Source organism: Pseudomonas eutrophicaquae, assembly GCF_023544715.1.
Classification (GTDB): domain Bacteria; phylum Pseudomonadota; class Gammaproteobacteria; order Pseudomonadales; family Pseudomonadaceae; genus Geopseudomonas.
Genome location: NZ_JAMJEZ010000019.1, coordinates 31,379 through 43,559 on the forward strand (window position 1 = coordinate 31,379; position 12,181 = coordinate 43,559).

Here is a 12,181-nt window from a genome sequence, read left to right on the forward strand (position 1 = left end):
CTCGTTCAGGGATGAAGGGTGCGCCGGGTATACCAGGCCTGATAGAGCAGGCCGCACAGCCCGAGCAGCAGCAGGCCGAGCCAGTACCAGGTACGGGGCTGTGGTGCCGGTGGCTGGACCTCCTGCATCAGTTGTCCCTGCACGACTGGCAGGTCCTGACTGGCTTCGGCCGCGGGAGTTTCCGGCATGGCGGCGGGCTTTGACGCGGCAGAGAGCGCCGCCTGCTGTGGCGCCGGGCCAGTCAGGCCATAGCCGGCCGAAAGCTCGGCGACATAGCGCTTGAACGCCTCGTTGCGCGTGTGCAGATCATGCTTGGCCGCCAGCTCCTGGTAGAGCTGTACCAGCTGGCGCTGGGTTTCTTCGCTGGCCTGCCAGTACCCCTTGCGGATCGCCTCCAGCATCCGCTCGGCAATCTGCCCCATGGCATCGGCGTTGTGCTGCTCGAACCACTCGCGCGTCCCCAGCGCATATTTATCGGCCATATAGACCTGATGAAATTCCTCCCACTGGTCATCGCGCACCACATTGCGATCCATCACCTGCCAGCCCCAGAAATTGTTGATCGCACTGAGCAGCTCCAGCGTGCCGGCATATCCCTCCTGCTGCATTTCCTTGATCCAGTTGGGATGCTGGTAGACCGCACGCAGCTCGGTGGCCATGAAGCGCTCGGCGCTCTGCAGGCGCGCCTTGTCGGGGTTGCGCAAATTGGCGATGTACAGCTGCGGCGCCTTGCCCTCCAGATGCTGCAAGGCCAGGGAAATGCCCCCGAGGTATTCAAAGGGATGGTCGGTATCGAGCAGCCCGCGCAGGTTCGAGGAGCGCGAGAACATCGCCGCATCCGTGCCTTTAAGCTGCTCGGCATAGACGTTCAGGGCGCGACCATTAGCCCCCGCAGGCTTGCGGCTCCACTGCGTCGTGTCCGGTCCATAGGCCCAGGACATCCGCGACAGATACAGCTCGGCCAGTTTGCCGTCCTTCTCGTCCCACTTATCCGACGCCAGCGTGGCATCCGGCAGCTGGGTGCCGTAATCACCACTTTCCGTGCCAAAGACCCGGGTCAGCGCAAAGTTGCGGGCGTCCTGCGCAGGCATTCCGTCTGCCAGCAACTGCTGCTCGATACGCAGCGTATTGGCCCTCACCGGGTTCTGCTCAGGCGGCTCATCCAGCGCAGCCACCAGCGCAATCGCCTCGTTGAAGCGCTCCATGACGTTAGGGAACTGATCGCGGTACAAGCCGGTGAGGGAAATCACCACATCGACCCGCGGACGGCCCAGACGCTCCAGCGGAATCACCTCCAGTCCAATCACCCGCCCGCCGCTGTCCCAGCGTGGCTGCACGCCCAGGGCATGGAAGATCTGCGCCTCGAGCATGCCCAGATGACGCAGGGTTTCCGTGCTCCACATGCTGAAGGCTAACCTGCGCGGCGCCTGCCCCTGTGTGGCGCGATGGCTCTCCAGCAGGCCCTCGAGAGCCTCGACGCCGGCAGCGTGCGCGGCCCGAGTGGGTACCCGTGACGGATCAAAGCCGTACATATTGCGCCCGGTCGGCAGCGCGTCGGGGTTGCGGATCGGATCACCGCCGTAGGATGGATCAATCCAGCGCGCACTGAGGCCATCGATCAGGGCCTGCGATTCACGGGCAGCCTTGAGGTTTTCCAGGTGACGCCGCCCCTTTTCCAGCACCGCCTGCTGGGCCGCGCTGGGGGCGTCGAGCGGTGTGCCCTGCACCAGATGCCGCAGCACGAAACGATAGGGCTCACTGTCACGGATCTGCCGATAGTCGGCGCGCCGCAAATCGTTGGCGGCGTCACTGCCCAGCACCTGCAACAACTCATCCCCCAGGATCAGCATCAGATTCAGGGCCAGATGCTCATCCGGCGCCGTCTCACCGAAGGTGTGCAGCCCCAAGGGCTGCATGGCCGCCCCCAGATCCTCCAGGTAATCCTCGACCCCCCGCAGGAAGGCCGGGAACTCGGCATCAGTGGGCAGCGTCTCGCGGTCCAGATCCTTGAGCACCTGCATCGCCGTGACCTGCTCGAGGATCGCGCGGCGGGTGTTGGCCCGCACCAGCCCCTCATCCAGGGCGTGGTATTCGCGGATCTGCTCATTGAGGGCCACGAAGTCATCGGACAATCCCGCCGGCGAGAACGCCGGGGTCTGATGGCTGATGACCACCCCGCGCCCCCGGCGCTTGACGTGCAGCGCCTCGCCGATGTTGTCGACGATGTAGGGATACAGTACCGGCACATTCCCGACGGCCAGGTTCGGTGCATCGAACGCCCACAAGCCACGCTCCTTGCCCGGATGCCACTCCTGGGAGCCGTGGGTGCCGAAGTGGATGATGGCATCACTGGCAAACTGCTCACGCGCCCAGAGATACACCGCGGCGTAGTAGTGATTCATGACCTTCTTGGTGTCGTGGAGCAGATCCTTCTCCTGCTCGGCACTGCTGCCACCCCGAGCCGGCTGCGGCAGGATGACCAGATTGCCCAGCGCCAGGCGCGGAATCACGAAGCCATCCACGCCGTTATGGGTGACCCGTTGCGGACTGTCCTCGGCACGTCCCCAGTGCGCGTCCATCTCCTGGGCAACGGCGGGTGGCAGGGTTTTCAGCCAGCCTTTATAGGTGCTGAGCGGCAGAAAATCCCAGAGATCGCCGCGCATCAATTCACTCAGCGCTTCGGGCCGGTAGGCCGGGCGCAGCATCTGCGCCACCGCATCGATCATCTGCTGCTCGGCGACCGGACTCAACGCGTAACCTTCGGCCTGCAGATCACGGGTCAGGCGCGCCAGCGAGCGCGGCACATTCATGTTCGACGCCCCCTGGTTGTTTTCGCCCGGTGGCGAATTCCAGAAGAACAGCGCCACCCGTTTCTGGGCATTGGGCAGGCGCTGCAGACGGGCCAGGGCGAGTGCCTTGCCAACCAGCAGATCCAACTGCTCGGGCAGGCTGCGCTTTTCGCCCTGTGCATTGACCGTGAGGATCACCGGGTCCTGAATCCCGATGTATTCCGCATTGGTCAGGGTGAACGGCAAACGGAAGGCATCCACACCGGCCAGATCCTCACGATAGGCGGCGGCATCGCCCTGGGTGTAATGCAGCACGTTGAGCACCGGAATCCCCAAGGCCTGATAACGCGCCTTGCGTCCCTCGACATCCCCGCCGAGGAAGGTGTTGACCAGCAGCACATTCGCCAGCGGCCGCCCTTCCAGGGTCAGCAGCGGCTCGGATGACACCGCGCGCTGCACCGCCTGCGGATTGGGGAATGGACTGCTCGCCGCAGGCTCAACCGCTGCCGGCCGCGCACCCGCAGGCGCGACCCACTCGCGCCGCTCACGCGACGCCTCGCGGTAGAACACCACGGGGACCGCGCCGGCGGTTTCCAGCGCCTGAATGACCTCATCCAGATGCCGCTCCTGCCCGTCGGCCAGGTAGCTGGAGGTGGTTTCCATCGCCACCACCGGCTGCTGCAGCGGATCGACGCCCTGACGGCTGCGCCACCAGTCGAGATAAGCCGGTAGCGCAGTGAACAGCTGCTGTGGCGCCGCCGGGTGGTAAATCGCCCCGGCGGGCAGCGGCTGGGCGGCCGCCACGGCGTTGAGGTCACGCGCCTCCATCCATGCCCGCAGATACGTGAACAGCCGCTGCCGGTTGACCGGCATGCCGTTCAGGTAATACTCGGCAATCCGCTGCGCGACTTCCTGCGGCGCGTTGATGGCCACCAGACGGGCCTGCGGCGTCATGCGGTTGATCTGCACGATCGGGACGCGGGTTTCACGCAGAAAGGCGCCAGCCGCGGCCTCGACCTTGGCCTGATCATCCGGGCGCGGCGTATCGATCAGGATGCGCTCGGCCCCCTGCAATGCCGCCTGCAGTTGCTCGGCAGGTGCGGCATCAACCTGCACCCAGGCCAGCTCCACCCCCTGCTCGCGGGCGGCCGCCTCCATCAGGGTGAACTTGTGGGACATCACAAACCCCGTGGACAGCAGCGCCACCTTGGGCGCGGCCTGCAACAGACCGGCCGATCCGCACCAGGCGATCAGCAGGATGCTCAACAGTCGTTTCATCACTTCTCCCTCAGAACCGCAGCGCTACACCGGCCTGCCAGACGCGGCCGGGATCCACGACAATCGACAGATCTTCGCGGTTGTAGACGCCATTGGCGTCGGAGTCGTAGAACCCGCGCGCGCTGGAATAGAAGCGCTCATCCAGCAGGTTGTCGACTTTGAGGAAGGCGGTGAACTGCAGCGGGATGTCACCGGGCGCCATGAAACGCCGCTGATGGGACAGCGCCAGATTGAACAACGTGCGCGAGGGCAGCGTTTCCTGGTTCAGCTCATCGGCATAGCTGGTGCCCCGATAGTCCATCTCGCCACTCAGCTTCCAGTGCTCGACCGGGAACCAGTTCACCCGCAGGTTGAGCAGATGGCGCGGTGTGCGCGGCACGCTGTTGCCGCTGTTGTCATAGCGCAGGAACAGCACCTGACTGGCCGGGTTGCTGAACTGGGCCGGATCACTGACCAGGGCGCCATAGGGGTTGCCCAGGGCCAGGAAGTAGTTGTCGTAATCCTTGAAGCGGCTCTGCAGGAAGGTGTAGGCCAGATCGAAGGACAGGCGGTGGCGCACCTCGGTACTCAGCGCCAGCTCAAAGCCACGACTGGTCACCCCGCCGATGTTTTCCGGGCGCGGCTCCTCGATATCGGCTGCAGCACTGGCCGCCTTGTCATTGACGTACTGACCGACGTTGCTGGTGATGAAATCGCGCCGGTCAATGTAGAACAGCGAGGCGTTGAGGCGGGTCGGCCAGCCCAGCCACTGGCTGTCCTGGTGCAGGCCGATTTCGTAGGTGTAGGCGGTCTCCGGGTCCAGATCCGGGTTATCGGCATACTGACTGACGGTGGGATTGCGGAACCCGGTGGAAACCGCACCGTACAGCGACAGATCCGCACTCAGCGCCTTGTTGAAGCCCAGGCGCCAGGAGTGGTTCTGGTACCTGTCACCGGTGTGCAGCCCGCCGGCCAGGCGATCCAGACCATCCAGATCGGTACTGTCGAAACGGTAGTTGGCCACCAGCGTCAGCCCCTTATCCAGCGACAGCTGCGCCTCGCTGTAGAGGGCTCGGGTGCGCTCCTCGGTCAGGTAGTCCGACTTGAGCGTGCCCTGCTCGACGACGATCAGGCGGGGGCGGATCGTGGTTGCGTAGCTTTCTTTGGCGGTGGCTTGCTCATCGAAGGTATTACGGCGCACCTCGGCTCCGCCCATCAGCCCGAGGCGACCGAAGGTTTCCCGGATCTCGAATTTGAGCCCCTGCTGCACCTGGGCATAGTCATTGTCGTTCTGGTACTGATCGACCTGATTATCGCTGACCGGACGCCCCTGGGCGTCGTAGCGGATGGGGGCCGACCAGTAGCGGGTGTCATCGGTGTATTGATAGCCCAGCAGCTGCAGCGTGCCGGTCGCGGAAAAATCCCGCGAGTAGGTGAGATTGTAGCGAGACAGCTCCACATCGAACTGGCGGGTGTAGCCACGCCCCTCGCTCACGCCGCGCGGGTCGTATTTCGCCATCGTGGCGCCCGATACCGAGCCCTCGCGATCCCGAAAGCGCTCGCTCACCTCGAAACCGAATGTCAGATCGCTGACATCATCGAGAAAATACTGCAGGTTGCCGGAGAGGCTGGTAGTGTCGCGCTCCGACAGCTCGTAATAGCCATCGCTGCGACGCGAGACCCATTGCAGGTGTCCTGCCAAGTGTTCGCTGGCAAAGCCGCCGCGCAGGCTGTCACGCTGATAGCCAAAGGAGCCGCGATCGTGCTCGATCGCCACGCCCTCGTGACCGGCGCCGCGCTTGGTGGTGATGATGACGGCGCCGGCCAGCGCGTCCTCACCAAACAGGTACGAGGCCCCGCCCTTGACGACACGAATCGACTGGATATTGTCGAGATCCACGCTGACCTTGCCGGTCCGCTCGAACACCGGCACGCCGTCGATGACGATGGCCACGCCCGGCTTTTCGCCCATGTAGCGCTGGTTCTCGATCCCCCGCAGCTTGATCTTGATGCTGTCACCTTCGCCAGACAGATCCGCAGTCACCCCCGGGACAGCCCGCAGGACCTCGATCAGGTTCGTGGCATGCCGCTCGCTGATTTCCTCATGCTCGATCACCGTTGTGCTGGAGACGACTCGGCTGTCGGCGGCAAAGCGATCCGAAATCGTCGAGCCCGTGACGGTCAGGCTCTCAAGCTGCACCGGCTCTGCGGCGTACAGTGAGGGGACGGTGCTCGCCAGTAACCATGTGATGGGCGTGCGCAGGGCCTGACTCCGGAGGTGGAGCCATTGCAGGCGGAAGGACATGCAGTTTTCCTGTTCTTATCCGGTCGAAGGACGGTGCATGCGCTGAGGGCCGGCAAAAAAAGCCCCCCTGTTTCCAGGGGGGACAGTGCCAATCTGCAGTCCCTGCAGCGAGCGGAGAACCTCGAACCCGTTGTGGAACCCCTAAGCTCCGGTTCGAGGCCGGCGCAGTCTCCGCAGGCGGCGCCCTGCGCTCAACTGCGACAATCCGCCCCAAGCTTGCCACAGACCGCCGGGGCACAAGGCCTGCGTCAGGGTGTGGCAGCCTGTCGCAGACTCAGAGCGGCAACCAGCGACGAAATCCTGTGCTACCCCGCGAAGCCAGCGGGCACCAGGCGATATCCCAGGGGGTCGGGGGCAGCTCTTCCTGTTCGACCGCCAGTGGCAGGCGGGATGCCACATGCTCCTTCCATTCAAAGACCCGGACACCGCTGTCGCGACAAGACAGCACAACGCCCAGCGCCTGGGTGTCGTCACTGACGGCCCAGCGGGCGGCAGAGGCAATCATCAGCGCTTCGACCTGCTCCTCCGTCAGGCGATCGCGGTATTCCGAGGCCAGCAACCAGCGGCAGGCCTGAAGGTGAAAGGTCCAGTTCAGCGGGACGCGCTGGCGATAGGCCCAGCGCATGAAATGGCGAAATAGCTCGATGCCCTCGCAGGCATCGAGCTTGAGCAGACTGGGACAGATATCGAACAGGGCATGCCAGTAGGGCATCAGCCGGGCGTCGAGCTGTACAAAGGAATGAGCATTGCCGGGGTAATCGGGGAAGGGTTGTATAGCCGGCCGTTTAGCAGGCAGACGAGCCAGTTTTTCCATGCGCAAACATCCAGAGGAACCAGAAACGAAGACACCTGCCACGGGCGATGGCAGGCGAACAAACGAACGTGCAGCGGGCACGCTGGTTCATGGGGCGCGGGGATTGAGGGCGGGCCGGCTTCGGCGCGGGGGTGATTTGTTGCAGGGCTGACGCCAGGGTAGCGCCCGGACTGGACGACGTGGCCACCAGCAGACCAGCAGGAGCAGCCCCGGTATCAGGACCAGGGCACTGCAGACCGGACAGTCGAGCAGGTTGAGCGAGGGATCATCACCGGGCAGGGTGCCGAGCGAGGCAACGCGACCGTCCTCACCGGCACACCAGGCGGCATCCAGCAGCACGTCACTCAACAGCATGGCCAGGCGGTGCTGAGGGCAGGCCAACAGCGTCAGCAGCACACTCATACAGAGCAGGCTGGCCAGCAGGGCGCGATGTGGGTGGCGCAGGAACATCCCTGTCATGTACCGAGCAGTTGCAAAAAAGTCGCCTCACTCCAGCCAGTCGAGCGTCAGCAGCAAGCGTCGTTCGTCGTCACTGACGGGGGGTGAGCGGTGGATGATGGCGCCGTGCTCGTTGCCCTCCCACCGTTCCCCCTTGAGCAAGGCTACATCCCCGGTACGCATCGAGTGGATCATATCTTCAGCCACTTCAAGAGCCAGATTACTCAGCTGCAGGCGTGCCAGGGGCGTGTCTGCCAACCACTGACTGCCCGCCCCAACGTAGGTGGTCACCAGACGTAGCGGTACGCGGTCGACATGGAAGCGCGGACACATGGCCTTGTCAAGCAAACGCAGGCGCAGGCCAACGCGCCGCGCATCCAGCAGGCAGGCATAGGCCTGTAGAAGCCAGCTCACGTCCGCGATAAAGGCGGCATAACCCGGCAGATTCGAGAACTCACTCGCCAAGTGATGGAGTTCCGGCTCGGCATCGGTGATCTCGAGGCTCAGGGAGTCCGCCAGCGGCCGGCCACACGCCACCAGCGCGGCGGTAAATTCAGATACCTCCTGTGAGAGGGTGCGCTGCCAGACCGCTAGGTTGACGCCATCGTGCAGCACTTCAGTGAGCACCTCTGGCGAGTCCCCGCAGACCTGACGCGGTGGCGCCATGAGTTTCAAAGCCCGCATCAAACGCCCTCCTCTGCCAGCAATCTGTCCCGGCTTGCCAACCCGGTGGGGCGGCACATGCCGCGGCCATGCCCTTTGCCGCGGGCTCCAGCGCCCCGTGAGTCAAAATAGTTCATCGGCGCACCTCACGCGAGCCCATTAAAAACTTGTTATAACGTAATAAATTATCCAAAACCGGTGGTTGCGTCCACAGATCTCAGCAATGCTGTAGAAGGTATTGATGTGTACAAAAGGCAGGATCAGGGGCAGCAAGTAGGGACGCCGGCGTGCCTCTTGACCGCCCGCGGTGATGGAGCCCACCCTGTGAGTCTTTCGTTTTGGTCGACCCTTCAGGAGCGCTTACGCATGATCATCGATCTTTCCGGCAAGACGGCCCTTGTGACCGGATCCACCAGCGGCATCGGACTGGCCATTGTCCGAGGGCTGGCCGAGGCCGGCGCGACCGTCATCATCAGCGGTCGCCAGCAGGCACACGTCGATGCCGCACTGGCAGGGCTGCGCACCACGCGGGCCGGTGCAGCGCTGCGCGTTGAAGGTGGCATCGTCGAAAGCATCGCCTGATCCGCCCACCACAACCCTATGCCACACCGCCCGCACAGCGCTGTGTGGCGTATGGTTGCAGGGCGTACGCGATGCAGGGAGCCTGACCCATGTCGCAATACGGATAAACCTTGATTGATCGGCAGTGAAGTTCATCACAAAATGCCGGCCAGCTGATATCAATGGCTGGATGTGTAAGGAGTGGCTGCACATCATGTTCGGCTGATTCCCTCGGTACCCGCCCCCCCACGAGACCGTGCATGAGCCTTAAGACCCGCTTCCTGCTGATTGCTGCCGCCATCGTGACCACCGCCTCACTGGCCAGCTGGGCCGTATTACCACAGATTACCGGGCGTATTGCAGAGAACTGGGCGCAGCGCATGGCCGAGCTTCAGGTACGCCATGACAGTGCCCGCCTGCTGCAGTTGGTAGAGCGTGAAATGGCACTGGCCCGTCAGCTAGCGGACTCGCCACTGATGCAGCAGTGGATGAACTCGACACAACGCGAAGCGCTGGAAGCGCAGATGCTCGAGGAGCTGGAGCGCTATCGGCGCAACTTCCGCGATGGCAGCTACTTTGTGGCCCGTCTCGACGACGGTGCGTACTACTACGACAGCGCGGACTCTGCCCAAGAAACGCTGCGCTATCATCTGGTTGCTGATACGCAACGCGATGCCTGGTTCTACTCGCAGATCCAGCAGCAGCAGGAACTGCGGGTCGGGGTCAATTTTGATGAAACCGTGGGCACAACCAAGCTGTGGATCAATGCACTGGTCCGCACTGAACAGGGTATCGCCGGCGTCGTTGGAACCGGACTGGAGCTGCAAAAGCTGCTACGCGACATCGTCGATACGGATCATCCGGCGGTCACCACGCTGTTCGTCAACCGGGAGGGTGCGATTCAGCTGCATCGCGATCCGGATATCATCGATTATGCGAGCGTGGTGCGCCACGAAGGCATGCAGCATACCCTGGACTTGCTGTTCACCGATGCAGACGATCGCCAGCGCATCCGGCAGATGATGAATACCCTGGTCAAGCCCTCGAGTGATGCCACCAAGGTGCTCAGTGCCCGCGTACAGTTTGACGAACAGCGCCATTTGGCCGGGATCACCTACCTGCCCAGCATCGACTGGTTTGAAATCACCCTGATCAATACCGGGGAATTGATCCCGGCAGATAGTTTTAGGCCATTGATGCTCGCACTGGGCATCGTGCTGCTGTTGACCCTGTGGCTGATGCAGCAGACGTTGCAGCGCCTTATCTTCCACCCGCTGCATACCCTCGATGCGGCGATGTATCGTGTGCGTAATGGCGAGCCTTTGGCGGGAAGCCTGCCGGCCCGGCAGAATGAAATCGGCAGCCTGATCCAGCACTTCGAACACATGGCGCACGCCGTACAGGACAATACCCGCCAGCTGGAGAACATGGTTGAGCAGCGTACGGAGACCCTGCAGCGACTGGCACGTATCGACCCGCTGACCGAATTGCATAACCGCATCGGCCTGCATGAACGCATGGTTGAGGAATATGCGCGGAGTAACCGACAGGGCACGCGCTTTGGTCTGCTCTGGCTGGCTATCGACGATTTTCAAGCACTGCCGCAGTCGGGATTGGGGCACGCGCGGTTGCAGATCGAGATGGCCCATCAACTGCGGCGCAATGTACGCCCTTACGATATGGTGGGTTACTGGGCGGCGGGAGAGTTCCTGCTCGTAATCGCCGCTTGCGAGCATGCAGACCTTGGCAAGATCGCTGAACGCCTGCACCACGCCATCATGTCGTCAATGTCGCTGCCTTTGACCCTCAGCATCGGCGCCTGCATGGTTGATCAAGGGGAACATCTCGAGCACTCGCTGGCGCGTACCGAACAGGCACTAGAACAAGCCCGCCAACTGGGCGGCAACTGCGTCTACCTGCAGGAAAACTGAGCACTATCGACTCATGCGGATTGGGCGAGCAAGGCCTGCTCCAAACGATCCGCCAAGGGGATCGGCACACCCAGGCGCAGGAAGTTCCAGTAGTGCCCTTCCAGGGTGCGGTTGAGCATCAGCACACTGGGCGAGGGCTGTAGGCTGCTCAGCATGCTGGTGACCTGGCTCGATAGCGCAATGGCTTCTTGATGCAGAAGGCTGGTGGCAAAATCCCACTGCGCGTCAGGTTGCAAGACAGGCTGCAGCAATGTAATCAGGCGTCGGTAGAGTTCCCAAGGAGGAGCTGAAGCCGGTTGCCTTGATCCCATGTGCTGAAAGGCCTGCTCCAGCGCCTCGGGCCGGCCTTGCTGCAAAGCTCGATAGGTCGAGGTATACGCACTGAGCGTCTGCATCGTGAGTGGCTGGATGCAGCCAAAATCATAGATGACCAACGCCCCCTCGGGCGTATAGGCAAAGTTGCCTGCATGGGGGTCGGCGTGTAGCAGCTTCAGTTCAAAGGCTTGCTCTGTCAGCCAGCTCAACAGTGTATTCGCCAGACGCTGACGGACGATGGCGCTGGCTTCATGCACCTGAGCCATGGGCAGCCCCTGAACCTCACTCAACACCAGGATACCCGGGCGGCACAAATCCTCACGGGGAATCGGCATGCGCAGGTTTGGCCAGTCCGCGAAATGCTGATGAAAACGCTGCAGATGATGCAGTTCGAGGACGTAATCCAGCTCTGTAGTGATGCTGCGCTCCAGCTCCTGATATACCGCTTCAAGCTGAGCGGATGGCACCTTAAGCAGGCGTGCCAGTGGCAGTAGGCGGCGCAATTGCTGAAGATCGGCCTTACAGATAGCCGCCATCCCGGGATACTGCACCTTGAGGATGACCGGCTGACCATCGACGGTGATGGCACGATGCACTTGTGCCAATGAGGCGGCAGCGAACGGCTCCTCGTCGATATGACGAAAATAATCGCTCAAGTTTGAGCCATAGCAGGCGCGTAAGTGCTGTTGCAGGTGATCGAAGGGTAAGGCAGGTACCTGATTCTGTAAGCGCTGCAGTGCTTGCAGGATTGGCTCTGGCAATATGCCCTGCCACTGCGAGCTCATCTGACCCAGTTTGAGCACGGGCCCTTTCATATTGCCCAGCACTTCACCTAAGAGATCGCCAATGGGCTGCCAGTCAATACCGCTACGGCCTTTCAGGATACGCTGCCCGGCCACACCACCTGCAATACGGGCAGTCATACCGGCTAATGTCAGGAAGCGCCCAAATGCAGAACGGGAAGGAAGATCAGGCATGGTGATGTTGATCCGTGAACAACCGCTATTCTGGCGGTGAGTTTAAAGATCATGGTAACCGATCCATGAACCCCATCTGCTAATAACCGGCGCATCCGCCGATGCTGTGCTCCCGATCATTTTCAGGAGCC

Annotated in this window: 8 protein-coding genes; 2 read left to right on the forward strand and 6 right to left on the reverse strand. The window is 62.4% G+C overall.

The genetic code is table 11. The annotated features are described in order from the left end of the window. Positions 1-5: 5 nt before the first annotated feature. From cobN to MXC11_RS09420, 5 genes are all read right to left on the reverse strand, one after another. On the reverse strand, positions 6-4,067 hold the full coding sequence (gene cobN / locus MXC11_RS09400) for a cobaltochelatase subunit CobN (RefSeq protein WP_250009465.1): 4,062 nt from the start codon (positions 4,065-4,067) through the stop codon (positions 6-8). Between the two features lie 10 nt (positions 4,068-4,077). Beyond that, complete coding sequence (locus MXC11_RS09405; RefSeq protein ID WP_250009469.1) at positions 4,078-6,351, reverse strand: TonB-dependent receptor; 2,274 nt, start codon at positions 6,349-6,351, stop codon at positions 4,078-4,080. A gap of 274 nt (positions 6,352-6,625) precedes the next feature. Further along, the gene (locus MXC11_RS09410) at positions 6,626-7,165 is read right to left on the reverse strand and encodes a putative natural product biosynthesis protein (RefSeq protein ID WP_250009480.1); all 540 of its coding nucleotides are present in this window, start codon (positions 7,163-7,165) and stop codon (positions 6,626-6,628) included. A gap of 87 nt (positions 7,166-7,252) precedes the next feature. Next, positions 7,253-7,624, reverse strand: coding sequence for a hypothetical protein (locus tag MXC11_RS09415; RefSeq protein WP_250009491.1), 372 nt, complete (start codon positions 7,622-7,624; stop codon positions 7,253-7,255). 27 nt (positions 7,625-7,651) lie between these two features. Continuing rightward, positions 7,652-8,287 carry a DUF1826 domain-containing protein gene (locus MXC11_RS09420; protein WP_250009499.1) on the reverse strand — a complete coding sequence of 212 codons (636 nt, stop codon included), beginning with the start codon at positions 8,285-8,287 and terminating at the stop codon, positions 7,652-7,654. Positions 8,288-8,632: 345 nt separating this feature from the next. On the opposite strand from MXC11_RS09420, the gene MXC11_RS09425 reads away from it, so the two are divergent. Further along, a complete protein-coding gene (locus tag MXC11_RS09425) occupies positions 8,633-8,848 on the forward strand; it encodes an SDR family NAD(P)-dependent oxidoreductase (protein ID WP_462938118.1) in 216 nt (71 codons plus the stop codon). A gap of 239 nt (positions 8,849-9,087) precedes the next feature. Beyond that, entirely contained in the window at positions 9,088-10,758 is a 1,671-nt protein-coding gene (locus tag MXC11_RS09430; RefSeq protein ID WP_250009513.1) for a GGDEF domain-containing protein, read from the forward strand. Between the two features lie 11 nt (positions 10,759-10,769). Here MXC11_RS09430 and MXC11_RS09435 read toward each other — a convergent pair whose 3' ends face one another. Then, entirely contained in the window at positions 10,770-12,050 is a 1,281-nt protein-coding gene (locus tag MXC11_RS09435) for an ABC1 kinase family protein (RefSeq protein WP_250009529.1), read from the reverse strand. Between the last annotated feature and the right edge of the window lie 131 nt (positions 12,051-12,181).